20 protein-coding genes and 1 pseudogene are annotated in these 25,953 nt (G+C 44.3%); 6 read left to right on the top strand and 15 right to left on the bottom strand.

Annotation, left to right across the window (positions count from 1 at the left end; genetic code table 11):
• The first annotated feature begins 207 nt into the window (after nt 1–207).
• On the top strand, nt 208–1,941 hold the full coding sequence (gene argS, locus ACK5MF_RS11300; protein ID WP_416922261.1) for an arginine--tRNA ligase: 1,734 nt from the start codon (nt 208–210) through the stop codon (nt 1,939–1,941).
• Between the two features lie 106 nt (nt 1,942–2,047).
• A complete protein-coding gene (locus ACK5MF_RS11295) occupies nt 2,048–2,476 on the top strand; it encodes an HIT domain-containing protein (protein WP_416922259.1) in 429 nt (142 codons plus the stop codon).
• Nucleotides 2,477–2,557: 81 nt separating this feature from the next.
• Here the strand turns inward: ACK5MF_RS11295 and ACK5MF_RS11290 are convergent, their stop codons facing one another.
• From ACK5MF_RS11290 to znuA, 5 genes are all read right to left on the bottom strand, one after another.
• Entirely contained in the window at nt 2,558–2,788 is a 231-nt protein-coding gene (locus ACK5MF_RS11290; RefSeq protein WP_416922257.1) for a FeoC-like transcriptional regulator, read from the bottom strand.
• The gene (gene feoB, locus ACK5MF_RS11285; RefSeq protein ID WP_416922255.1) at nt 2,785–5,058 is read right to left on the bottom strand and encodes a Fe(2+) transporter permease subunit FeoB; all 2,274 of its coding nucleotides are present in this window, start codon (nt 5,056–5,058) and stop codon (nt 2,785–2,787) included. The genes ACK5MF_RS11290 and feoB overlap by 4 nt, the downstream gene beginning before the upstream one ends.
• On the bottom strand, nt 5,058–5,285 hold the full coding sequence (locus ACK5MF_RS11280) for a FeoA family protein (RefSeq protein ID WP_416922253.1): 228 nt from the start codon (nt 5,283–5,285) through the stop codon (nt 5,058–5,060). Before ACK5MF_RS11280 ends, feoB begins: the two co-directional genes overlap by 1 nt.
• Nucleotides 5,286–5,789: 504 nt before the next feature.
• Nucleotides 5,790–9,173 carry a helix-turn-helix domain-containing protein gene (locus ACK5MF_RS11275; RefSeq protein WP_416922251.1) on the bottom strand — a complete coding sequence of 1,128 codons (3,384 nt, stop codon included), beginning with the start codon at nt 9,171–9,173 and terminating at the stop codon, nt 5,790–5,792.
• 196 nt (nt 9,174–9,369) lie between these two features.
• Nucleotides 9,370–10,248 (bottom strand): zinc ABC transporter substrate-binding protein ZnuA, encoded by an 879-nt coding sequence (gene znuA, locus ACK5MF_RS11270; RefSeq protein WP_416922249.1) that lies wholly within the window; start codon nt 10,246–10,248, stop codon nt 9,370–9,372.
• 80 nt (nt 10,249–10,328) lie between these two features.
• On the opposite strand from znuA, the gene znuC reads away from it, so the two are divergent.
• Together znuC and znuB are read left to right on the top strand one after the other, a co-directional pair.
• Nucleotides 10,329–11,117: a zinc ABC transporter ATP-binding protein ZnuC gene (gene znuC, locus ACK5MF_RS11265; RefSeq protein WP_416922247.1), complete on the top strand. Its 789-nt coding sequence runs from the start codon at nt 10,329–10,331 to the stop codon at nt 11,115–11,117.
• Entirely contained in the window at nt 11,110–11,892 is a 783-nt protein-coding gene (znuB, locus tag ACK5MF_RS11260) for a zinc ABC transporter permease subunit ZnuB (protein WP_416922245.1), read from the top strand. Before znuC ends, znuB begins: the two co-directional genes overlap by 8 nt.
• Nucleotides 11,893–12,150: 258 nt before the next feature.
• Here znuB and sucD read toward each other — a convergent pair whose 3' ends face one another.
• From sucD to sdhC, 8 genes are all read right to left on the bottom strand, one after another.
• Complete coding sequence (gene sucD / locus ACK5MF_RS11255) at nt 12,151–13,023, bottom strand: succinate--CoA ligase subunit alpha (protein WP_416922243.1); 873 nt, start codon at nt 13,021–13,023, stop codon at nt 12,151–12,153.
• Nucleotides 13,023–14,189 carry an ADP-forming succinate--CoA ligase subunit beta gene (sucC, locus tag ACK5MF_RS11250; RefSeq protein WP_416922241.1) on the bottom strand — a complete coding sequence of 389 codons (1,167 nt, stop codon included), beginning with the start codon at nt 14,187–14,189 and terminating at the stop codon, nt 13,023–13,025. Before sucC ends, sucD begins: the two co-directional genes overlap by 1 nt.
• Nucleotides 14,190–14,383: 194 nt before the next feature.
• On the bottom strand, nt 14,384–15,598 hold the full coding sequence (gene odhB / locus ACK5MF_RS11245; RefSeq protein WP_416922239.1) for a 2-oxoglutarate dehydrogenase complex dihydrolipoyllysine-residue succinyltransferase: 1,215 nt from the start codon (nt 15,596–15,598) through the stop codon (nt 14,384–14,386).
• A gap of 28 nt (nt 15,599–15,626) precedes the next feature.
• Nucleotides 15,627–18,437 (bottom strand): 2-oxoglutarate dehydrogenase E1 component, encoded by a 2,811-nt coding sequence (gene sucA / locus ACK5MF_RS11240; protein WP_416922237.1) that lies wholly within the window; start codon nt 18,435–18,437, stop codon nt 15,627–15,629.
• An 88-nt stretch (nt 18,438–18,525) separates the two neighbouring features.
• Entirely contained in the window at nt 18,526–19,236 is a 711-nt protein-coding gene (locus tag ACK5MF_RS11235; protein ID WP_416922235.1) for a succinate dehydrogenase iron-sulfur subunit, read from the bottom strand.
• Nucleotides 19,237–19,250: 14 nt separating this feature from the next.
• Entirely contained in the window at nt 19,251–21,017 is a 1,767-nt protein-coding gene (gene sdhA / locus ACK5MF_RS11230) for a succinate dehydrogenase flavoprotein subunit (RefSeq protein ID WP_416922233.1), read from the bottom strand.
• Nucleotides 21,018–21,362: a succinate dehydrogenase, hydrophobic membrane anchor protein gene (gene sdhD, locus ACK5MF_RS11225; RefSeq protein WP_416922231.1), complete on the bottom strand. Its 345-nt coding sequence runs from the start codon at nt 21,360–21,362 to the stop codon at nt 21,018–21,020.
• Nucleotides 21,356–21,748 (bottom strand): succinate dehydrogenase cytochrome b556 subunit, encoded by a 393-nt coding sequence (sdhC, locus tag ACK5MF_RS11220; RefSeq protein ID WP_416922229.1) that lies wholly within the window; start codon nt 21,746–21,748, stop codon nt 21,356–21,358. The genes sdhD and sdhC overlap by 7 nt, the downstream gene beginning before the upstream one ends.
• A 395-nt stretch (nt 21,749–22,143) precedes the next feature.
• Here sdhC and ACK5MF_RS11215 point away from each other — a divergent pair, with 395 nt between their 5' ends.
• The gene (locus ACK5MF_RS11215; RefSeq protein WP_416922227.1) at nt 22,144–23,433 is read left to right on the top strand and encodes a citrate synthase; all 1,290 of its coding nucleotides are present in this window, start codon (nt 22,144–22,146) and stop codon (nt 23,431–23,433) included.
• Between the two features lie 139 nt (nt 23,434–23,572).
• Here the strand turns inward: ACK5MF_RS11215 and ACK5MF_RS11210 are convergent, their stop codons facing one another.
• Nucleotides 23,573–24,331 (bottom strand): Nif3-like dinuclear metal center hexameric protein, encoded by a 759-nt coding sequence (locus ACK5MF_RS11210; protein ID WP_416922225.1) that lies wholly within the window; start codon nt 24,329–24,331, stop codon nt 23,573–23,575.
• Between the two features lie 103 nt (nt 24,332–24,434).
• Between ACK5MF_RS11210 and ACK5MF_RS11205 the strand changes: the two genes are divergently transcribed.
• Nucleotides 24,435–25,196: a DUF1853 family protein gene (locus ACK5MF_RS11205; protein ID WP_416922223.1), complete on the top strand. Its 762-nt coding sequence runs from the start codon at nt 24,435–24,437 to the stop codon at nt 25,194–25,196.
• Between the two features lie 90 nt (nt 25,197–25,286).
• Here the strand turns inward: ACK5MF_RS11205 and ACK5MF_RS11200 are convergent.
• Nucleotides 25,287–25,953, bottom strand: a pseudogene (locus ACK5MF_RS11200) (group II intron maturase-specific domain-containing protein); the annotation flags it as partial.

Below are 25,953 nucleotides of genomic sequence, written 5' to 3'. Positions count from 1 at the left end.
ATGATTTTTCACCGATACTATCAAAAGCAGGCGCAAAAGTAGTAAATTTCACGATTTCTTCCCTATAAGCGCGCTAATAAAATTGCTATTATGTGCGCCAATTTATGAACTAGATCAAGATATGCATTCACTACGATCTGGTGATTTATAGCCGTGTAGTGATTTTTATGCATACGCAACCAATTCCCAGAATTGAAGGACACCCGAGTGAATATTCAAGCACTGATTAATGACAAAGTATCTCAGGCTCTTGAAGCCGCTGGCGCACCAGCAGGAAGCCCTGCTGCCGTTCGCCAATCTGCAAAAGCACAGTTTGGTGATTACCAAGCTAACGGCGTGATGGGCGTTGCTAAACAGTTAGGTACAAACCCGCGACAATTCGCACAAAAAGTCTTGGATGTTCTCGATCTCGACGGTATCGCAAATAAAACCGAAATTGCTGGACCGGGCTTTATCAATATCTTCCTAAGCGAAGAGTTCCTTGCTGCTCAAGCTGAAGCTGCGCTTGCTGACGAGCGTCTGGGCGTGGCCGTTGAAGCACAGCAAACTATCGTTGCTGACTACTCAGCGCCTAACGTTGCAAAAGAGATGCACGTAGGTCACCTACGTTCTACCATCATCGGCGATGCTGTTGTTCGTACACTTGAATTCTTGGGTCATAAAGTCATTCGCGCTAACCACATTGGTGACTGGGGTACTCAGTTCGGTATGCTTATCGCAAACCTTGAGCGTATCCAACAAGAGTCTGGTGAAGTATCAATGGAACTTTCTGACCTTGAAGGTTTCTACCGTGAATCGAAAAAACTTTACGATGAAGATGAAGAGTTCGCAGTAAAAGCTCGTGGCTACGTTGTAAAACTGCAAGGTGGTGACCAGTTCTGTCTAGATATGTGGAAGAAACTGGTTGACGTAACTATGGTGCAAAACCAGCGTAACTACGATCGCCTCAACGTGTCTCTTACTCGTAACGATGTGATGGGTGAAAGCATGTATAACGACATGCTGCCAGCTATCGTCGCAGATCTGAAAGAAAAAGGCTTGGCACAAGAAGATGACGGTGCACAAGTTGTATTCTTGGACGAATACAAAAACAAAGATGGTGAGCCAATGGGTGTTATCATCCAAAAACGCGACGGCGGTTTCCTTTACACCACAACCGATATCGCATGTGCTAAGTACCGTTATGAAACTCTCGGTGCTGACCGTGTGTTGTACTTTATCGACTCGCGTCAACATCAACATCTAATGCAAGCTTGGACCATTGTTCGCAAAGCAGGTTACATCCCTGAAGAAGTGTCTTTAGAGCACCACGCATTTGGCATGATGCTGGGTAAAGATGGTCGTCCATTCAAAACTCGCGCCGGTGGCACAGTGCGTCTTGCTGATCTTCTCGATGAAGCCGAAGAACGTGCAGCAACGCTGATCGAATCGAAGAACCCTGAGCTATCAAGCGAAGAAAAAGCGGATATCGCAACTACAGTCGCGATGGCAGCGGTTAAATACGCAGACCTTTCAAAACACCGTACCACTGACTACGTGTTTGACTGGGACAACATGCTAGCCTTCGAAGGCAACACGGCGCCATACATGCAATACGCGTACACTCGCGTTGCTTCTATCTTCGCCAAAGCAGGCTTATCGATGGATGAACTCAGTGGCGAGATCAAAGTTACCGACGAAAAGGAAAAAGCACTGATCGCTAAGCTACTTCAATTCGAAGAAGCAGTACAGGCGGTAGCTCGTGAAGGTCAACCACACATCATGTGTAGCTACCTGTTTGAGCTTGCTGGTCAGTTCTCAAGCTTCTACGAAGCATGCCCAATCTTAGTCGCTGAAGATCAGCAAGTGAAACAAAGCCGTTTGAAACTGGCTGCGCTAACAGCGAAGACCATCAAACAAGGTTTGTCGCTGCTAGGCATTAACACATTAGAGCGCATGTAATACAGCAAGTTAATGCAAGCAAATTGAAAAAAGGTTGGCGAGATGTCAACCTTTTTTGTTTTGCTTACCGTATAATCATTTTCAGTTTCTATCATGGATGTTTTATATGAGTTTTCACCTTCACCCACAACTTGCCAAAGATACCGATGTGATTGGCCACTTCCCGCTTTGTGTTGCTCTACTCCATAAAGACGACGCTGCACCATGGATTATCTTAGTTCCGAAGAAAGCCAATTTAAAAGAACTGCACCACTTGCCAATGAAAGAGCAACAACAGTTTCTTGTTGAGTCTCAAGCGGTAAACCAAGCTTTAGAAGCGTTGTTTCAACCAACAAAACTGAACCTAGGTGCATTAGGCAATATGGTCCCCCAACTGCATATCCATCATATCGCTCGTTTTGAAGATGATGTTGCCTGGCCCGGACCAATCTGGGGCAATACCAAAGGCATTGTTCGTAATGAAGCGCTGCAAGAAGAGATGTTAGTGAAACTGCGCAGCTTGCTGTCGATGAGCAAAATTTTTGTCACCGCTTAATGCTGTCTAGTTTGAACTTACAATAAGATATTGCTCAAAAAGAAAGCCGCGTAATTATGCGGCTTTCTGCTTTTTTGGGGATTACATGGTCACGGTCACTGAAAGGCTATCTGCACGGTTGATGACATAGCGAACTCTTGTGACGTATTGAGCGACATTAGTATCGATTAGACGAGAAATAATACCCTTCTTAATCCATATGCCAAGCATGGCATCAACCCCATCCTCACTGATCGAAAAACGTTTCGCGAGTTCTTTACGAGTGATGCTACCTTGCTCTTCGATAGCCAGCTTCAGTTCGGTTAAAATCATGCTACTTGAACCTCAAGCGTCTGCTGTTTGCGTCCTGCTTTCTTAAGCATTTGGAACACAGCGTAGTAAACAGCGATAATGGCTACAATCCAACTGATGCTTGTTGCAGGATGATTTGCAAAGTTCACTGCTTGATAGAAAATTGCCGAACATCCGTAAGCTAACCCCATCGTCCAAGCAGCAATAAAATACGAATACTTTTTACCGAACTCGCGAACATATGCACCCATCGCAGCCACACATGGTGTGTATAGAAGGATCATAATCAGGTAAGCAAACGCTGCACTGCCACTTTCGAAATGAGAGTTCAAGTTACCAAAGATAGATGAATCAACCTCTTGTTCTTCAGCCACTGCTTGGTTATCAGAAAGGTCGCCGACCTCAATCCCAAGAGGATCAGAGAAACTTAACCCCATTAGGTTTTCAGGAATAGACATCACCGCTTCTTCTAAGCTCGCCATTAGATCGAATTCAGCATCCTCTTCATCATCCACAGAGGTATAAAGATTGTTCAACGTACCAACAACCGCTTCTTTGGCGAAAATACCAGTGATGATACCGACAGTCGCAGGCCAGTTATCTTGGTTTACACCAATAGGCGCAAATATTGGAGTGACTACCTGTGCTGCTTTCGATAACACTGATGCTTCGCTGTCTTCGTTACCAAATGAGCCGTCAGTACCCACAGAGTTCAAGAAACTTAGAATTGCGACAACCAAAACAATGGTTTTACCTGCACCCAGTACGAAACGATTTAGCTTTTGCCAAGTTTTGATCAATACGTTTTGCAACGTTGGCAATTCGTAATCTGGCATTTCCATCACTAAGCTGTCGCTTGAACCTGGATAAAGTGTTTTTTTCAAAACCCAACCAGTGAACACAGCCGCAATGATACCTAACAGATAAAGGGCAAATACGATGTTTTGACCACTTTGTGGGAAGAAGGCCGCTGCAAACAGTGCATATACAGGTAAACGTGCTCCGCAAGACATAAACGGAGCCATAGACGCCGCAAGCTTACGTTCGCGCTCCTGGTCTAAGGTGCGCGTTGCCATGATAGAAGGCACGTTACAACCAAAACCAAGCACCAAAGGAACAAACGCTTTACCCGGAAGACCGATTTTTTGCATCACTTTGTCCAGCACAAATGCCGCACGAGACATATACCCAGAACTTTCTAATACCGCCAGGAACAGGTACAAGCAGGCAATAACCGGAATAAATGTCGCAACGGTTTGGATACCGCCACCAATACCATCCACCAGCACAGTGACAAGCCAGACAGGCAAGTGATCATCAAGTAAATAATGTCCACCATCAACCAGAAGAGCTCCGACACCGATATCAAAGAAGTCGATAAACGCACTACCGATATTGATAGAGAACATAAACATCAAGTACATGACCACAAAGAAGAAAGGCACACCGACCCATTTGTTTAAAATGACTTGATCCGCTTTCTCAGTAAAACTATGGCTCAATTTACCTTCGCTACAACGAATTTGTTTGCACTGCTGATGTAAGAACGTGTACTTAATATCGGCGACATGAAGGTCGATATCCAAACCACATTCTCGTTGCTGTCTATGAACCTCAGCACGGTCAGCTTCTGGCAGACCATTAATCACCATTAAATCGTTTTCCAGCGCACGAATCGCTAAAGCGCGAGCAGAAACATCTTGTTCTTTGAACAACGGCATTAAATTTTTTATCGATGCTTCGAAGCTGTCATCGTAATTTAATTCGATCTCTTTCAGGGCAATCCCCTGAATTAGTTGTTTGTGCAATTTCTCTTTGAAGCGGCGAACTTGATCTTTGTTGTTGGCAGAAAGAGTAAATACTGGGCAACCCAACATTTGCGCGAGCAATTTGGTATCAATACGTTGGCGCTCGCGTTTCAGAGCATCCATTTTGTTCAGTACCACTACCATTGGACGACCTAACTCACGCAACTGTAACGTCATATATAAGCTGCGTTCCAGGCTAGTGACATCAACAACGTTAATAATCAGGTCTGCCGGATGTGTTAGTACCGCTCTTGATGCAATGGACTCATCAATACTGTTGCTATCATTACCACTGTCCAAAGCGTAAATTCCAGGTAAATCCGTCAGTCTAAAATCATCACCAGAATGCGAATAGCGACCGGTTTTCTTTTCAACAGTGACACCAGCCCAGTTACCTACTTGCTGCTTTGCACCAGTAAGACCATTAAATAGAGTCGTTTTGCCGCTGTTAGGGTTACCAACTGTGAGCACTTGATATTGCATTATGCTTTCTCCACTTCGATCGACGATGCAATGCTTTCTCGCACTGCCAATGATATTCCTCTCACTTCAACCTGTAGCGGATCGCCCATTGGCGCTCTACGAATTAGCTTCACTTCTGTATTAGGTAATAGCCCCATCACCATAAGCTTTTTCCTAACCTCATTAGACAAACTGTTCATCGTCAGAACAGTGCCTCGGTCGCCATCATTTAAGTCAGATAGTTTCATTATTATTTTCGCCAATCGTATTGTTAATGAGAAACATTTTTATTTAAGACAATAATACCCGCCAACAACCAAACAAATATTGCGTGAAATCAAACATTGCTTAATAAAGAGACCACTACACCCCGGATCCTTTTTCTCGTTAAAAACGTTAATTCCACAAATAACATTTTGACTTTCAAGAATTTGCTTTTTGACAAAACAACAAAAACACAAACAATAGTCCTTTAAAAACAATAGATTAAAACGACAATTATACATTGTCGGTTTTCTTATACAAAATTGTCGTTAATTTTATAAGGGTATTCGTGCGGTGTGATTATAGTCCCTCCGTCTTCACACATTCTCGAAGACATTTATTCCAGAAGTGATGCTAAGTCACTCCGGCAGCAAGCGAAGGTGTCTTTGGCACCCGTGGTATAGTCCCCCGGCTATACCACGTTTTTTTTGCTGCTAACAGCAAGCCCATATTGCGTCCAATGTTACCCTGATAACAATCAACACTCATTATTCTTGATGTTCATCGATAAATTGCGTTGGTGATAAACCAAAGTGATGTTTAAAGCGTTGACTAAAATAAGAAGGGTCATTGAAGCCACATTCAAAAGCAACCTGTGACACCTTCTCACCACTTAATAAGCGTTGGCATGCTTTCTCTAATCGCACTTCGTTGAGATACTCTTTGAATGTTTTGTCCGTCGCCGTTTTAAAACGTCTTTGAAAACTGCGTTCTGACATAAACAGCACTTTAACGACGTGAGCAGTACTAAACTCAGCATCAGAGAAATTATCTATCACCAACTGCTCAACTTTATTAAGCCAAAGGAGCTCAGAATCATCTAAAATGTTTTCAGTTAACTCTTTAGCAAAGCTCATCAAACTACTCTCTAGCGGCTCTAAATCGGCTATCGGCCATGTCAATTGCACCATGTTGTGTTCTTTAGATACATACACATTAATTTCACCGCCCGACTGCGTAACAAGATCACCAAGTTGATTCAATGCAAACCCCGATGTGGTAATCATCGTCTGTTCGATATTCTTGGCGCTAGTACCTTGGTCACACAGAGTAACCAGAACTCGGTTCTCGATTTCATAGCAACGTACAACGAGCGTCTGTTTTTTATACAATCGCTTTATCGCTTCAGCCAATAACGCATTGAAGATAACGTCAAGATTAAACTGTTTCAGTTTTACCAAACTTCTTTTGCATTCAATCTCCAGCTCCAAAGCCATTCCCGCATGAGAAAACTCATCATGCCAACTGCTCACTACGGATTCCAGGACCAACGATAGGTTGTGTGTCAGTGATGTTGATCCACTATCTGAATGGATATTTTTAACTTGCTCTAATTCTATTCGAGCTTCTTCTACTAGCGTTTCCCACTCCAACTGATTGGCTTGGCGAACGCCAAGCTTTAGCTTTTCCAGTCTCGGTTCAATGGTTACGAGAATATTTTCTAAAAGAGCATGTCGAACTTGAATCTGCTTACGAAGCTGAAAATTGTTACTCAGGACGATTTTACTCTGATGCTTTAGTTGGCTAGTCTTCAGCTCAATCTGCTCTTTAAGTAAACGGTTAGCGTTGATCATCATTCGAGATCTCCACCACACAATCAATATGAGTAGCGACATAAAACTACAAACATATACGGTGAATGCAGCCATCGACAGATACCATGGCTCAATGACTTGAAATGCGATATGGCTTTCGAGTCTATTACGCTGTTCTGCCGTTGAACTACGCAAACGCAATTGATAGTTACCCGGCCGTAAACGTTCAAGGGTTAGTTGGGATCCGTCTATTGGCAACCAGGCTCCGCTTTCTGCTAGCTGATATTCCAGATTTAAATTCACCGTTTGGGGTAAAGCGCCAAACGTTAAGCTTATTGAATGACCATAATCGACGCTGAATTTCGCAGAGTTACCTACCGACAACAATTTATCGTCAACTTTTACCTGGCTAATAATGACAGGTGAATGTGGTAAACTGGAAACGGACAATTCGTCGGCAGAGACGCCTACGAAACCAAGAGCAGAGCCAATGACTAATTGCGGATATGAGGAACTGTAACCAGAAGAGGCGCAAATTCCGGGTAGAAACTCGTTGTTGATTAACCCATAAGGCTCACCAAAATGTTTTTTTACATGCCCATTATGGCTGTAGAGAGTTAACCCCCTTGAAGAGGACAACCAAATGCCTTCCGGCGTTTCCATTAGACATTTAGGACTGATACTGTCTTCAGACAACAATATGGGCTGCAGTTCACTTTGCCCTATTAGTTTCTTATAAACACCATAATCACTGGCAAACCAAACACTACCTTCTTTGTCTTCAATAACAGAATGATTCTTACCATACTCACCACTAGAAATATTGAAGGTAATTTTCTGATCGTCAATCGAATAAGTGCCATGCTCTGTACCTATGATGATGCCGTTATATCGCGTCGCTTTTAATTGTGTCACGGTAGCAGGCAAGTAAACATTCACAATCCAGTCATCGCCATACTCAAAAAATGTCTGCGTCATTGGATTATATGACCACAGCTTATTGCCAGAAACGCCCCAAAGCTCACCCTTGTTATCAACTTCTATTCTGTCCACTTTAGAATGACTCAATAACAGCGGCAAAGCGGCGTCTATCACCTTTAGCTGAACGACATCGAAACGTATCAAACCTTGATCAGTCGCCAGCCACAACTGATTGCCTTGTAAGATCGAATCATTAATTTGTCCCTCAAAAACCTGCCCCTCAAAAACTTGGCCTTCAAAAATAAGTTCATTTGGCTGCCGGTTTTTATAATTAATCCGAGTCACACCTGTCGAGGTTGTCAGCAGGAACTCATCGCTGTCAGAAATATAAACCAGGCTTTGAATAGCGGAATTTTCGATACCGCTGTTGACTTGCTTGCTTAATACACGGCTAAATTTTTGCCCAAACATTGAGTAATAGAACACGCCTTTTTCTGAAGCGATCCATATTCCACCTTGCGAGTCATTCACCAGGGAAAAAATTTTATCTCCTTTGAGCGAGTAGTTGCTGTGAACGTTACTTTTTAACTTGGTGGTAGTTTGGCTCAATAGCGAGTGAACGAACAAACCGTTTTCTGTGCCGATCCAATATTCATTTTCAGTTTCTGTAATAGACAGCACATGGGATTTGGCGATTTTCTGTGGATGCTTGCTTTTGTTATTCAGATCGATAAGTAATACTCCGTCAAGCGTTCCAAGGAGCATCTCCCGACGTTTTTCTGAGAAAAACAACGTTTCGACATAATCATCTCCGGAGCGAGGAATATGGCTGAAGCTACGATTTTCGGATAAGAATACTCCTGAATTGGTCGCTAATACCCATTTAGAAATACCGAATGTTGCGTCATTAACGACTACACGTTTTGATTTATCAAAGTGAGTGAGAGCCTCGAGAGAATAAGATTCAAACAACTTCGACTGGGTGTTATAGATGTAAAAATAATCCTGGCTAACCAGCCAAATGGATTTTCCAGAAGTACCAATCTTCTCTATCACAGTCCCTTTAGCAAAAGAGACAACCGCGCTTTTCTCATTATTTGTTGATAATTTCGTCAAACTACCATCAATAACCGTCCAGAATGCGTTGTCTAAATAGACTAGCAGCGGGTAATCGTTCGATAAAATAGAACCCTGTCGAGGTAAAACAGTCTGCCCATCAAAGAAGCGAACTTTGCCATGCACATCATGTAACCATATGCCGCCTGCATCGCCAACAAACAGGCTTTTCGCAGCGTATACCTTACCTTGAGTTTGTGTTGGAAGGGGATAAAACACCGAAGGCGTCTTTTCGATAGCATTTACCGACAACGATACAAAGCAAGTAATAGCAAAAAGAATAGACAGTAAGCGATACACAATAAGCCCTTTCTACGACCGAAGCGGTTTTCACAAGTTAATTCGCGACAAAAAAGAAGCGGCATTGTATAGAAAAACGACAATGGATGTCGAAATAAATGAAATAAAATTATCTTTCACAACCTATATCACACGAGAAAGACGCTATCACAACGTCTTTCATGGTGTAGACCTATGGTAGCCTAAATATTCAAGTCTAGTTTGAAAGGCAGTTGTAGAAACTTTCACTCATTGAGTTAAGAAAAGCGAAGTAACTGCCTTGAGCTATAGGAATGTCCATTCCTAAAGGATCTAACACTCCCATTTTGGCATCACTTCCTCTTACTACACTTTCAATCACCGCAGGTTGAAATTGCGGTTCGGAGAAAACACATTTTGCCTGGTTAGCCGCTAACGCGTTACGTATGCTGATAAGCGTTTTAGCACCCGGTTTCCTGTCTGGGCTTACGGTAAAATGACCAATATTATTGAGCCCGTAATGCTGCTCAAAATAAGCATACGCATCATGGAAAACGTAATATGGTTTTGCTTTTACACTTGCTAATTGCGCCGCAATCTGAGCATCCATCGTATGTAATGAGCCAACGAAATGATTTAAATTTTTGCCATAAATGTCCGTATGCTCTGGATCCATAGCAATCAGTTTTTGTGTTATGGCATTAGCTACTTGTTCGACTTGCTCAACACCCAACCAGAAATGTGGATCATGGGTTCCATGATTATGACCATCATCATGGTGCTCCTCTTCACCATAAGAGCGCAGCTTGAGATTAGGGATCTGGCTTAATGTTAAAACATTTTCTTGCTGACTTAGAACCTTATCGAGAAATGGTTCAAGATCTTTACCGAACCAAATAATCAATGAACTATTTCGAATTATCTTCACATCAGAAGGACGGAGCGCATAATCATGTGGCGAGGCATTGGCAGAGAGCAAGACATCTGGCTCAGTGACTCCCAAAGTCAGTTCATGAGTGATCATCTGAATAGGTTTGATGCTGGTCAAAATGGTATTTGCCCAGGCAGAAAGAGGCAAGAGGGTAAGACTCAGTAAAAGAGCGATTCGGGAAAACATGGGATGTGGCATATCCTGTAGCGTTAATTTAGGATAAATGTTACATTATAACACCTATCAATTGCAAATGAGTTCCATTAATGTCAGCGCTTATTGAGTTGCAAGATATCTGTGTAGATTTCAACCAACTCCGAGTATTAGATCGCGTCAACCTTGTTCTTGCCAAAGGAAAGATCACCACCCTTATTGGTCCCAACGGGGCTGGGAAGTCAACTCTGGTAAAAGTGTTGCTTGGTCTCCATACGCCAACCTCAGGAAAGGTCCTGAAATCCAAAAATATTAAGATTGGTTACGTCCCGCAGAAGCTCAAACTGAATGACACTCTGCCACTGACTGTAGAACGCTTTCTCAAACTTGCGGGTAAATATAGTCGTCAAGAATTGACCGAGGCGTTAAGGTTAGTTGGTGCGGAACATTTGGCAAAAAATGACATGCACAAACTTTCTGGTGGCGAAAACCAGCGCGTATTGCTTGCTCGCGGATTGCTGCAAAGACCTGACATTCTGGTATTGGATGAACCTGCGCAAGGTGTGGATATGCAAGGTCAGATTGACCTCTATGATCTTATTAACACTATTCGTCAACGTTTTGGCTGTAGTGTGTTTATGGTTTCTCATGATCTTCATCTGGTTATGGCAAAAACCGACGAAGTGATCTGCTTGCATCATCATGTCTGCTGTTCCGGCACACCAGAGAACATCACTAAACATCCGAGTTATATTGAATTATTCGGTGATCGTAGCCGCGAAACATTGGCGTTTTATCATCATAACCATGAACATCATCATCACGATCTTTCTGGTCAACCGGTAAAAGGCGATGCTGGTACATGTTCTCATCACTCTCATGGTCATCATCAACATGATTGAATTTCTACTTCCATCGATTCTTGCTGGTATTGGTATTGCAATTATTGCAGGACCACTAGGTTCATTTGTCGTTTGGCGCAAAATGGCCTATTTCGGCGATACGTTAGCTCACGCTTCTTTAATGGGGATTGCGCTTGGCTTCTTACTGGATATCAATCTCTATTTCGCGCTACTCATTTGTTGCCTTGGATTGGCCTTTATTTTAGTGACTCTGCAAAAGCAGCAGTTGGTTGCTACCGATACATTACTCGGCATACTGGCTCACAGCTCTCTGTCGCTTGGTCTGATTGCAGTAAGTTTTCTCGACAATGTTCGTATCGATTTAATGAGCTATCTGTTCGGTGATCTGCTTGCAGTAAACCCTTCTGACCTAATTTTTATCTGGGGTGGTGTGATCATTGTCGGTGCGATTCTTTATCTGTTTTGGCGTCCATTGCTTTCCAGCAGTGTGAATGAGGAACTTGCTTCGGTAGAAGGCATCAATATTGACCTGATGCGCCTGGTACTCATGCTATTAGTAGGTTTGGTGATTGCTGTGGGCATGAAGTTTGTAGGTGCTTTAATCATGACGTCACTGCTTATTATTCCAGCGGCTACCGCAAGACGACTGGCTCAAACACCAGAACAAATGGCGCTGCTTGCATCGGCTATTGGCATTATAAGCGTGCTGTGTGGTTTAACCTTATCGTGGCATTTTGATACGCCCGCAGGTCCTTCCGTCGTTATTAGTGCGAGCAGCATGTTTATGCTTAGCCATATCGTAAAAAGAAGCTGATACCGTCCTAGGTAAAAATGTGATCAGATCGAACATCGGTGGAACAGCGAATGGGCATCGAACACAAACACGCCCTTATTTTTTATAAGAGCGACCTTCCATGGAGCTCCGCTGAGCCATCCGTGGCTCAGAGGGTTTGCTTATCGATACCCATTCACTGATCACAAAGTTTTCCAGACTGGTATGACAGCCTTTTATCTACAATCCACCAAATAAAAACCCAAGCTTAAGCTTGGGTTTTCTTTATCTAGGATGAAATTACCAACCAGTAACTTCACGCAGAGCTTTACCGATGTCCGCTAGGCTCTTCACGGTTTTCACGCCAGCAGATTCAAGTGCAGCAAATTTCTCTTCCGCTGTACCTTTACCACCAGAGATGATTGCGCCCGCGTGGCCCATACGTTTACCTGGAGGAGCAGTAACACCTGCAATGTAAGAAACGACGGGTTTAGTTACGTTTGCTTTGATGAACGCTGCTGCGTCTTCTTCCGCTGTACCACCGATTTCACCAATCATTACGATTGCTTCAGTTTCTGGGTCTTCCTGGAACAGTTTCAGAATATCGATAAAGTTTGAACCCGGAATTGGGTCACCACCGATACCAACACACGTAGACTGGCCGAAACCTTCGTCAGTAGTCTGCTTAACTGCTTCATAAGTCAGAGTACCAGAACGAGATACGATACCTACTTTACCTTTCTTATGAATATGACCAGGCATGATACCGATCTTACATTCATCAGGAGTGATAACACCCGGACAGTTAGGACCGATCATACGTACGCCAGTTTCTTCCAGCTTCACTTTCACATCGATCATATCGATGGTTGGGATGCCTTCAGTAATAGTTACGATAAGCTGAATGCCAGCATCGATAGCTTCTAGAATTGCATCTTTACAGAAGGGTGCTGGTACATAAATTACGGTGGCTGTAGCACCCGTTGCTTCTACTGCTTCACGTACAGTGTTGAATACCGGTAGACCCAGGTGAGTTTGACCACCTTTACCCGGAGATACACCACCAACCATTTGTGTGCCATAAGCGAGCGCTTGCTCAGAGTGGAAAGTACCTTGACCGCCAGTAAAACCTTGGCAGATCACTTTAGTATCTTTGTTAATAAGTACAGACATTATTTGCCCTCCGCAGCAGCAACAACTTTTTGAGCTGCGTCAGTTAGCGACTCAGCTGCAATGATATCAAGACCAGAACTTGCAAGAACTTCACGACCTAGCTCCGCATTCGTACCTTCTAGACGAACAACAACCGGAACATTTACGCCAACTTCTTTCACGGCTCCGATAATACCTTCTGCAATCATGTCGCAGCGTACGATACCACCAAAGATGTTTACCAGAACGGCTTTTACATTGTCATCAGATAGGATGATCTTGAATGCTTCAGCGACACGCTCTTTCGTTGCACCACCACCGACATCTAGGAAGTTTGCAGGCTTGCCACCATGTAGGTTAACAATGTCCATGGTACCCATTGCCAGACCAGCACCGTTAACCATACAGCCAACGTTACCGTCTAGAGCTACGTAGTTCAGTTCCCACTGAGCAGCGTGTGCTTCACGCTCGTCTTCTTGTGAAGGATCGTGCATTTCACGCAGTTTAGGCTGACGGTACATAGCGTTTGAATCGATGTTGATTTTACCGTCTAGGCACAATAGGTTGCCTTCGCCAGTAATCACAAGCGGGTTGATTTCTAGTAGAGCTAGGTCGTACTGAGAGAACATTTGGCCAAGACCCATAAAGATCTTAACGAATTGTTTGATTTGGTCACCAGCAAGGCCTAGTTTGAACGCGAGTTCACGACCTTGGTAAGCTTGTGGGCCTACGAGTGGATCAATGGCTGCTTTGTGAATCAACTCTGGAGTCTCTTCAGCAACTTTTTCAATCTCTACACCACCTTCTGTTGACGCCATGAACACAATTTTACGTGTAGCACGGTCAACCACTGCACCTAGGTACAGTTCATTGGCGATGTTTGACGCTTCTTCAACCAGAATCTTAGCAACAGGCTGACCGTTTGCATCTGTTTGGTAAGTTACTAGGTTTTTACCTAGCCACTTTTGAGCGAACTCTTTAACACCTTCTTTCGTATCGTGAAGTTCTACACCGCCCGCTTTACCGCGGCCGCCTGCGTGAACCTGACACTTAACGACTTTTTTGGCTGTACTGATACGGCCAGCAGCTTCGAAAGCTTCTTGTGGCGTATCACATGCGTAACCTTCGGGTACAGGCAATCCAAATTCTGCAAACAGCTGTTTTGCTTGGTATTCATGCAAATTCATTTTGATATTCCGTTTGTTCTTCCTTTGAAGGAATTATTATTTCCATAACGCTACAGTCTTGGCTGCGTTTGCGTTCGTAGGGCTTTACAAATAAGTCGTTGAAACTTATATGAAGGCCAGTCATGGTTGAGCAGTCTAGCCTCGAGCGCTATAGGCGTCTAGCTACCCAAGGGTAACTAGACGTTTTAGCGATATTAAATGTCTAATAGCAGACGTGCAGGATCTTCTAGTAGTTCCTTAACGGTTACCAGGAAGCCTACTGACTCACGACCATCGATTAAACGGTGATCGTAAGAGAGTGCTAAATACATCATAGGTAAGATTTCGATCTTGCCGTCCACGACCATCGCGCGATCTTGGATTTTGTGCATACCTAAGATTGCGGCTTGTGGTGGGTTAATAATTGGCGTAGACATCAGTGAACCAAATACACCACCGTTAGTGATAGTGAAGTTGCCACCGACTAATTCGTCTACCGTCAACTTACCGTCACGACCTTTAAGTGCAAGTTCTTTGATGCCTTTTTCCACTTGAGCAAAGCCAAGAGTATCCGCATCTTTAAGCACTGGCGTCACCAAACCACGTGGCGTTGAAACAGCGATGCTGATATCAAAGAAGTTGTGGTAAACAATATCGTTGCCATCCAATGAAGCATTCACTTCAGGGTAACGTTTCAGTGCTTCAGTTACGGCTTTCACATAGAAAGACATAAAGCCTAAACGGATACCGTGACGCTTCTCGAACTGGTCTTGATATTGAGCACGAAGATCCATAATAGGTTTCATGTTCACTTCGTTGAAGGTCGTTAACATTGCCGTGCTGTTCTTCGCTTCAAGCAGACGCTCGGCAATACGCTTACGAAGGCGAGTCATAGGTACGCGTTTTTCGCTACGAGCGGCAACAGGTGCTGGCGCTGGCGCTGCTGCTTCAGCAACAGGAGCTGGTGCTGCTTTGTTCGATGCCAGGTGCGCTTCGATATCTTCACGAGTAATACGACCACCAACACCAGAACCTTTCACATCACTCGCTTCCAGGTTGTGTTCTGCAAGCAGACGACGAACTGCCGGGCTTAGCGCATCGTTGGTTTCTTCAGTCAAGGTCGCTTTGTGACGTTTGTCTGGAGAAGCTTCGCTTGAGTCCGCAGAGTCTTTAGTTGGCTCACCTGCAACAACTCCAGGAGTTAGGCGTGCAAGTAGTTGTTTAGAAAGAACGGTTGCACCTTCTTCTTCCAGAATCGCTTCTAGTACACCTTCTTCCGGAGCTGGTACTTCTAAAACAACTTTATCCGTTTCGATTTCAACAATCACTTCGTCACGAGCAACCATCTCGCCCGGTTTCTTGTGCCATGTTGCGACAGTTGCGTCCGCTACTGATTCAGGTAAGTCTGGAACCAGAATTTCAATTGTCATATCTGTGTCTTCCTTTTACTTCTAGTTCTTAAGCTATGTTCAGAGCGTCATCAACCAACGCCTTCTGCTGCTTCAAGTGTACCGACATATAGCCTACTGCTGGAGATGCAGAAGCAGGACGGCCCGCATATTTCAAATCGGCACCCGTTGGGATTGCCGCACGGAAATTGTGTTGACTACAGTACCAAGCACCTTGGTTTTGTGGCTCTTCCTGACACCAAACGTAATCAACGGCATTTGTGTATTGTTCGATAGCTGCTTGTACTTCTTCCATCGGGAATGGGTACAGTTGTTCAATACGGACGATAGCTACATCATCTTGCTCATTGCTACGACGCTGCTCCAGTAAGTCGTAGTAAACTTTACCTGAACAGAATACAACGCGTTTAACGTTAGCAGGATTCAAATCGTCAACTTCACCGATGGCTGGCAAGAATGTACCTTGCGCAAGATCTTCCATGCTTGACACACACAATGGGTGACGAAGCAATGATTTTGGTGACATAACAATGAGCGGACGACGCATCTTACGTACAACCTGACGACGCAGCATGTGGTAAACCTGTGCTGGTGTAGACGGTACGATAACTTGCATGTTTTGTTCAGCACATAGTTGCAGATAACGCTCCAAACGCGCAGATGAGTGCTCTGGACCTTGACCTTCGTAGCCGTGAGGCAACAACATGGTCAAACCACATAGACGCGCCCACTTTTGTTCGCCAGAAGAGATGAACTGGTCGATAACCACCTGAGCGCCGTTGGCGAAGTCACCAAACTGAGCTTCCCAAATGGTTAAACCGCCCGGTTCCGCAGTCGCATAACCATACTCAAATGCCAATACCGCTTCTTCAGACAACACTGAATCCAAAACTTCAAATGGACCTTGGTTGTCATGAATGTTCGCTAGCGGAATATACGTACTTGCATCCGTTTGGTTGTGTAAAACCGAATGACGATGGAAGAAAGTACCACGACCGGAGTCCTGACCAGAGATACGAATTCTCTTACCGTTATCAACCAAAGTTGCGTAAGCCAACGTTTCTGCCATCCCCCAGTCAAGCATTTTTTCACCAGAGATCATCGACTTGCGGTCGTTGTAGATCTTTTCAACACGGCTTTGAAGTTTATGACTTTCTGGGTGTGCACAGGTGCGGTTTGCAAGCTCTTTCAAACGTTCTAGATCGATTTGGCTATCCCAATCGATATTCCAGTCATGGCCTATATAAGGAGACCAGTCTACAGAGTGCATAGCCATTGGGCGCCACTCTTTAACAACCACTTCACCACGATCCAGAGCATCACGATATTCATTCACCAACTGAGTGGCGGTTTCAATATCACTCTCTTTACGGTCGATCAGTACGTCTGCGTAAAGCTTACGAGGTGTTGGGTGTTTTTTGATCTTCTGATACATCAAAGGCTGAGTGGCATTTGGCTCATCAGCTTCGTTGTGACCATGACGGCGATAACAAACAAGGTCAATCACGACGTCACGTTTGAACTCGTTACGGTAGTCCAGAGCAATGCGTGTTACGAACGCAACCGCTTCTGGGTCGTCAGAGTTAACGTGGAAGATTGGCGCCTGAACCATTTTCGCGATGTCAGTACAGTACATAGTTGAACGTGTGTCGCGAGGGTTTGAAGTCGTGAAACCCACTTGGTTGTTCACGACGATACGAACCGTACCGCCAACACAGTAACCACGAGCCAGTGACATGTTGAATGTTTCAGCAACCACGCCTTGACCGGCAACCGCTGAGTCACCATGAATTGTAATAGGAAGAACTTTGCTGCCGTCTTCGTCACCGAGACGATCTTGACGCGCACGTACTGAACCCATAACTACTGGGTTTACAATCTCAAGGTGAGAAGGGTTAAACGCCAGTGCTAAGTGAACGTCGCCACCAGGAGTTGCAAAATCCGCTGAGAAACCTTGGTGATATTTAACGTCACCTGTACCCCATGTTTCGTCGTGTTTACCGGCAAACTCATCAAACAAGTCTTGCGGTTTTTTACCCAAAACGTTAACAAGCATGTTTAAGCGACCACGGTGCGCCATACCAATAACCACTTCACGCATGCCGTTCTTACCAGCATGACGGATCAGCTCTTTTGTCATTGGGATTAATGCATCACCACCTTCCAGTGAGAATCGTTTCGCGCCTGGGAATTTTGCGCCTAAGTAGCGCTCAAGGCCTTCCGCTGCGGTTAATTCATCAAGGAATACGCTCTTCTCTTCAAGAGTGAAAGATGGCTGGCCTACAACAGACTCAATACGCTGTTGGATCCAACGTTTTTGCTCTGTGTCCGTCATGTGCATATATTCAGCACCGATAGAACCACAATACGTTTGTTCCAGAGATTGGTAGATATCCTTTAACTTCATAGTTTCTGTGCCAACAGCAAAAGAACCAACGTTAAAGGTTTCTTCCATATCATCTTCAGTAAGGTTGTGGAATGCAGGATCCAATTCCGCCACAGGTGGGCGCTTCCACAAATTTAGAGGGTCTAGCTTAGCAGCTTCATGCCCGCGGAAACGGTAAGCATTGATAAGCTGTAATACTTTTACTTGTTTTGCATCGACTTCGGGGTCACTAACTTGGACATTGTAATGCTTTGTCTCTTGAGCGAGTCGTCGGAAGTAATCACGGACACGTGAATGCGGCTGTTCAACCACATTTTCAGGTTGAGCAGGCAACCCTTCAAAAACACGTTTCCACTCCTCACTTACCAGATCGGGATCACTTAGATACAGTTCGTAGATATCTTCTACATAAGTTGCATTGGCGCCAGCCAAGTGTGAAGACTCGAGCCATGCCTTCATCACGCCGTTGTGCATTATATTCCCTTAACCAGTAGTTTCACGTTTGCTGCGGTCTATGCCGAGCTACAAAGGCAGGCCCTAAGGCCTGCAATCTTGTGACTATTTAAACAGAACGATTAATCAGCATAGATTTAATATGACCGATTGCTTTCGTCGGATTTAACCCTTTAGGGCAAACACTTACACAGTTCATGATGCCATGGCAACGAAAAACGCTATATGCATCATCAAGATTAGATAAGCGTTCGTCTGTCGCGGTATCGCGGCTATCAATTAACCAGCGATAAGCGGCTAAAAGACCTGCAGGACCAATAAACTTATCAGGGTTCCACCAGAACGAAGGACATGAGGTTGTACAACATGCACACATGATACATTCGTACAAACCATCTAAATGCGCGCGCTCTTCGGGAGACTGTAAGTTTTCACGTGAAGGTGGTAAATCACCTTCAGAAATCAGGAACGGTTTTACTTTTGCGTAGTTGTCATAGAACTGGGTCATATCAACGATCAAGTCACGAACAACTGGCAAACCAGGTAGTGGACGAATCACAATTTTGCTGCCTTTGAGAGCAGACAAAGGCGTGATACAAGCCAGACCGTTTTTACCATTCATGTTTAAACCATCGGAACCACAAACCCCTTCACGACATGAACGACGGAAAGCGATTGTAGGATCTTGTTCTTTCAGCAAAATTAGTGCATCGAGAACCATCATATCCGAGCCATCTTCGACTTCAAGCACATAGTCTTTCATATACGGCTTGTTGTCTACATCCGGATTGTAACGATACAAAGAGAAGTTCAATTTCATTAGTCAGTCCTCCCTTAGTATGTACGGATTTTTGGAGGGAACGCTTCACGATGTACAGGCGTCATGTTGACATCACGCTTGCTCATCTGTTCCGTCTCTGGGTTGTAGATAGAGTGGCATAGCCAGTTAGCATCATCACGATCTGGGAAATCGAAGCGAGCATGTGCGCCACGGCTTTCGGTACGATAGTTCGCTGCAACCGCTGTAGAGAACGCTGTTTCCATCAAGTTATCCAGCTCTAGACACTCGATACGTTGAGTGTTGAACTCAGAAGACTTATCCGATAGATGCGCATCTTTCAGACGTTCGCGAATCACTTTCAGCTCTTCCAGACCTTGTGCCATTGCATCGCCTTCACGGAATACCGAGAAGCTGTTTTGCATACAACGTTGTAAATCTTTACGGATTTGGAATGGGTCTTCGCCGCCTTTACTGTTTTCCCAACGCATAGTACGCGCCAGAGAGGCTTCGATATCCGATTGTGTTGCTGGACGCGCTTCTGCTTGCGCTGCAAGAGTTTCACCTAAGTGAAGACCGGTCGCGCGACCGAATACCACTAAGTCAAGCAGTGAGTTACCACCCAGACGGTTTGCACCGTGAACCGACACAGAGGCAATTTCACCACAAGCAAACAAACCTTGTACTTCGCTGTCTTTACCAGAAGCATCTTGTTTGATCGCTTGACCAGAAACTTGAGTCGGAACGCCACCCATCATGTAGTGACAGGTTGGAATAACTGGAATGGGTTCTTTTACTGGGTCAACGTGTGCGAAGGTACGAGACAGCTCACAGATACCTGGTAGACGAGACTCAAGCACGTCTTTACCTAGGTGATCCAGTTTCAATTTAATGTGTGGACCCCATGGACCATCACAGCCACGGCCTTCACGAATTTCAATCATCATTGAACGTGCAACAACGTCACGACCTGCAAGGTCTTTTGCGTTTGGAGCATAACGTTCCATGAAACGTTCGCCGTCTTTATTTAGAAGGTAACCACCTTCACCACGACAACCTTCAGTAACCAGTACACCCGCACCCGCAATACCGGTTGGGTGGAACTGCCACATCTCCATGTCTTGCATTGGTACACCCGCACGCAGTGCCATACCAACACCGTCACCCGTATTGATGTGAGCGTTAGTTGTCGAAGCGTAGATACGGCCCGCACCACCGGTTGCCAAGATGGTCGCTTTAGATTTGAAGTAACAAATCTCGCCGGTTTCCATGCATAAAGCTGTACAACCTAAGATGGCACCATCTTGGTTTTTCACCAGATCCAGTGCATACCATTCAGAGAAAATGGTAGTTTTATGCTTAATATTTTGTTGGTAAAGCGTATGCAGCAACGCATGCCCAGTACGGTCTGCCGCCGCTGCGGTACGAGCTGCTTGCTCACCACCAAACTCTTTCGATTGACCACCGAATGGACGCTGGTAGATTGAGCCATCTTCAAAACGAGAAAATGGTAACCCCATACGCTCCAATTCAATCACTGAATCAGGGCCATTTTTACACATGTATTCGATAGCGTTTTGGTCACCGATGTAATCAGAACCTTTAACGGTATCGTACATATGCCACTGCCAGTCATCCTTGTGAGAGTTACCTAACGCAACGGTAATACCACCTTGAGCAGAGACAGTGTGTGAACGAGTTGGAAATACTTTAGATAGCAAAGCACACGATAGGCCTTGCTCAGAAATTTGCAGTGCCGCACGCATGCCCGCACCACCAGCGCCGATTACTACGGCATCAAACTCACGAACAGGAATAGTCACTTACGCACCCCACAAAACAAACAGGCCAGAGAAGAAGTATCCAAATAAAATGGCAACGACAACTAATTGAAGACCGCCACGAAGTTTTGAACACTTCACGTAATCAGTGAGTACTTGCCACAGGCCAATCCAGCCATGAATAAGTACACAAACTAACGCCAACATTGTGAAGACTTTTGTAAACGTACCCCCAAAGAATCCAGTCCATGAGATGTACGAGATATCAGTGAACACACAGAAGCTCACTAGATAGATCGTATAAAGAGTCATGATGATCGCGGTTGCGCGAATGAGTAAGAAATCATGAACTCCATTACGACCGAATGAAGAAACATTTTTTACCATACCAAAATCCCCGCCAATACAGATAGAACGGCTGTTGCGCCAAAGGCAACTTTCGCACTCATTGCTCCAGATTCGAGTTCTTCAAAATGACCTAAATCCATCAATAGATGACGAATACCACCAGCAATGTGGTAGGCCAAAGCGGTTAAAATGCCCCAAAGAATAAATTTGGCAAAAAAACCACCGACAAGTTGACTCGCTTCCATGAAGCCTTGTGGCGAAGATAATGATAAGGATAATAACCAAAGCAGAATGCCGACTGCGACAAACGTAATAACCCCAGACACACGGTGAAGGATTGATGCGATTGCGCTAATCGGAAAGCTAATGGTCTGCAAATCTAAATTAACAGGTCTTGACTTTCTTTCTTTCACGGGCTTGCTCACTCAGCTCCATTGAGCATTTATAGTTATGAATGTATTTTGGTTGCAAAAGCTACAAAACTTAACATTTAATTAACAGATTACCGTTGCATTCGACAGATAAATTGTAAAACAAATGTTACCACCAAGAATAAAAACATCTCGTTCTATTTGTTTCTAGCCTTGAATTTATAAGGTTTCCACCAAAAATAACTGCGCCAATATACGGCTGGCAACATTCTAATACAATTGATGTAACAATTTTTGCTACATAGAACAGATTTTTAACTTTATATGTATAAAAAATCAAAGAAAGTGCACACATCAGATTAAGAAAATTGACTTTGATGTGGATCAGACGTAAAAAAAGGCACACAAAACATCCTGGACGGATTAAATAATAAACAAAGGAGATTGTTATGGCAGATAAGAAAGCGACCCTCCACATTGAAGGTAAAGCACCAATTGAACTGCCGATTATGGACGGGAGTATCGGCCCACAAGTAATCGATGTTCGTAAACTTGGAGCAAATGGTTATTTTACCTTTGACCCGGGTTTTCTTGCCACTGCATCCTGTGAATCTCAAATCACTTACATCGACGGTGACAAAGGTGTTCTTCTACACCGCGGTTACCCAATCGATCAATTAGCCAATAACGCCGACTATTTAGAAGTGTGTTACATCCTTCTTTACGGTGAAGCCCCTACTCGTGAAAAATATGAAGAGTTCAAACATATTGTTACTCGTCACACTATGGTTCATGAGCAAATTGCGAGCTTCTTCCACGGCTTCCGTCGCGATGCTCACCCGATGGCAGTTATGTGTGGCGTTGTTGGTGCTCTTGCAGCCTTCTATCACGACTCTTTAGACATTAATAATGACCAGCACCGTGAAATCGCGGCATACCGTCTACTGTCTAAAATGCCGACTTTGGCAGCAATGTGTTACAAGTACTCGGTAGGTCAACCATTCATTTACCCACGTAATGATCTTGGTTATGCAGAAAACTTCCTGCACATGATGTTTGCAACACCATGTGAAGAGTATGACGTTAACCCTGTGGTTGCTCGCGCGATGGATAAAATCTTTACCCTTCACGCTGACCACGAGCAAAACGCATCAACTTCAACAGTGCGTCTCGCGGGTTCTTCTGGTGCTAACCCGTTTGCATGTATTGCTGCTGGTATCGCATCGCTATGGGGACCTGCGCACGGCGGTGCAAACGAAGCATGTCTACGCATGCTGGAAGAGATCGGTTCTGTAGACAAGATTCCTGAATACGTTGAGCGTGCTAAGGATAAAGATGACCCGTTCCGCTTAATGGGCTTCGGTCACCGTGTTTACAAAAACTATGACCCTCGCGCTACGGTTATGCGAGAAGCATGTCACGACGTGCTGAAAGAGCTTAACATCAAAGATCCACTACTGGATGTGGCGATGGAGCTTGAGCGCATTGCCCTGTCAGATGAGTACTTCATTGAAAAGAAACTGTACCCGAACGTAGATTTCTACTCAGGTATTATTCTCAAAGCAATTGGTATTCCAGTATCTATGTTCACAGTAATCTTCGCCATGTCTCGTACCATCGGCTGGATTGCGCACTGGAACGAGATGCACAGCGACCCACAAAACCGTATCGGCCGACCTCGTCAGCTCTATACAGGTCTAAAAATGCGTGAATTCGAGCCACTACACGAGCGCGAATAACAATATGCTAATCATTGGAATCGACTTGCAGCGCCCGTTGTGATTAGATTCCTGACATTTCGTCCCGAAATTCAGGAATGACGGCGATGAACTAAAAAAGAGCGAGATATTTTCTCGCTCTTTTTATTTCGTTTACCGACTAGACTGGATTATCAATATCAATAAAAGTGACATCAAAGCCATGCTGCTCTGCCAGCCACTCACCTAACGCTTTGATGCCATAACGTTCAGTTGCATGATGACCTGCGGCAAAATAGTGAATGTTGAGTTCTCTTGCTGAATAAGTGGTACGTTCTGAAATCTCGCCAGAAATAAAGGCGTCCATTCCTTGTGACGCTGCCAATTCAATGTAATCTTGACCGCCGCCAGTACACCACCCAACCAGCCTAATTGTCTTATCTGCAAACTCTGGTGCAATATGCAGTGGCTCGCGATTTAATACCGTCGCGATACGTTGAGCTAATTCAGCACCAGTGGTTTCCTGTTGCAATGTACCAAACATCGCCACTGATTGTGGATGCCCTTCTAAACCACCTTGAACCTCTATATCTAACAACTGTGCGAGTTGCGCGTTATTGCCAAGCTCAGGATGAATATCAAGTGGTAAGTGATAGGCAAATAAGTTGATATCATTTTTTATTAACGAACGAATGCGTTCGCCTTTCATGCCACGAATCGCTTCACTTTCACCTTTCCAGAAATAACCATGATGGACCAAAATCGCATCCGCATTCATCTTTATTGCTTCTTCAATGAGAGCTTTGGATGCCGTCACACCTGTGACAATTTTTTTGATTTCTTTGCGACCTTCAACTTGAAGACCATTGGGGCAATAATCTTTAATTAATTGCGGAGAGAGAGTCGCGTTCAATAACGCTTCAAACTGTAAATTATTCATCTCAAATTCCATTGCTTAATGGGTATGACGAGGTTATATATACCCAACTAACCTCAAGATACAAGGTTCAGAATAAATTGTCGAAATATGCTCGGGTAACTATATGGACTTAAAACCGTTAATTGATTGGGTAACAAACACCCCGTCGATATTTAAAGCTTCACCACCTATTGCAAGCAAGGCACCGTTTTCCAAGCCTGCACAAAGAAAATGGACAGCATATCAAGGCAACCAGAGACTTGGATTTTTATATCAACACCTGTGCTCTGAGCTTTTCAAATCCACCCCGACTTACAGCGCTATTGCGGAAGAAATTCAGCTTGTTCATGAAGGTAAAACATTAGGTTCTGTTGATTTCATTCTAAAAAACCGCAAAACCGAACAATTTGAGCACTGGGAAGTCGCAGTAAAATTCTATTTGCTTCATCAAGGCCTTTGGTATGGCCCGAATGCCGAAGACAGACTCGACCTGAAACTGTCTCATATGCTCAACCACCAGTTACCCCTTTCCAGCAGCGAACAGTTTTCATTAAAGCATCCTCTATGGTCGAACGCTTCGCAGCACCTTCTGATGCAAGGCAGGTTGTACATCAACCCATTTACTCCCGAACCCGTTCCTGATGAATGTTTAGGCTTCTCTATCAACGACAAACAAGTACAAGGCCGTTGGTGTTATCAATCACAAGCACACTTGATTAAAGAGCCACTCTATCTGTTGGATAAAGCTCAGTGGCTAACAGGAAGAAACGAAGCCTCTCAACGCTACTCAGAACCGCAAGAAGGTTTTGTGCACTGCCAATCTAAATCAGGCGTATTCTGGTTCATATTGCCAGAAACGTGGCCAGCGCAAGAGCAAACCATTTAGTTATCACTATCTCAAATGTAAATCGAGTAGGGTGAGGCGTTACCGCCTCATCCCTCTCACAGAACCGTACGTACGGACCTCGTATACGGCTCATGCATACTTCCATTCAGCATAATTGCTAAACACATACCCTGTTCCTACTTGCTCAAGATTTACCAACCCCAGTTCGTTGAACCATTGGTTTGGCATCTCATAACTGGCTAGAGGACTTTGCGCATTTCTCCAACTACTCATTCGGATAAATCTAAACGGCGGCTTATATCCAAGCTGTTTTAGCCTTCTGTGCAACCGCTCCGGTTTCTTCCATAATTTCAGTTGGATACTGCGAAGACGTCTTCACAGCCATCCTGCTATCTTTGAGTATTCCCTGCTACTATTGGCGATCCTGAAGTATTGACTGAACCCTCTTAATACAGGATTTAAGTTCTAGATAACTTCACTTATGGGTTTTCCACCATTGCGTTTCGTCATCTGCTTCAACTTCTTTTTGAACTCTACTAATTTCTTGGGCTGTATACGGGTATATTCACTCCCGATCTCTACACCAAGGAATTTCACTCCATCATCGCTATGAGCTATGTGAGATTTTGTTTCGTTCACCGTCAGTTTCAGATCTTTCTCCAGAATCTTGGTCGCTTGGACAAGCTCATATTCTGAGCCTGCTTTACTACGACAGAAGATCAGTATCTCAAAGGCATAGCGTACTATTCGGTGAACCCTTTTCATCATTTCCTGATCGAAAGCATCCAGATAGATG

Origin of the sequence: Vibrio sp., from assembly GCF_047973365.1 — a bacterium.
Taxonomy (GTDB): Bacteria; Pseudomonadota; Gammaproteobacteria; order Enterobacterales; family Vibrionaceae; genus Vibrio.
The sequence above is the reverse complement of the archived record's forward strand: the minus strand, read 5'-3'. Positions and strand labels throughout refer to the sequence as shown.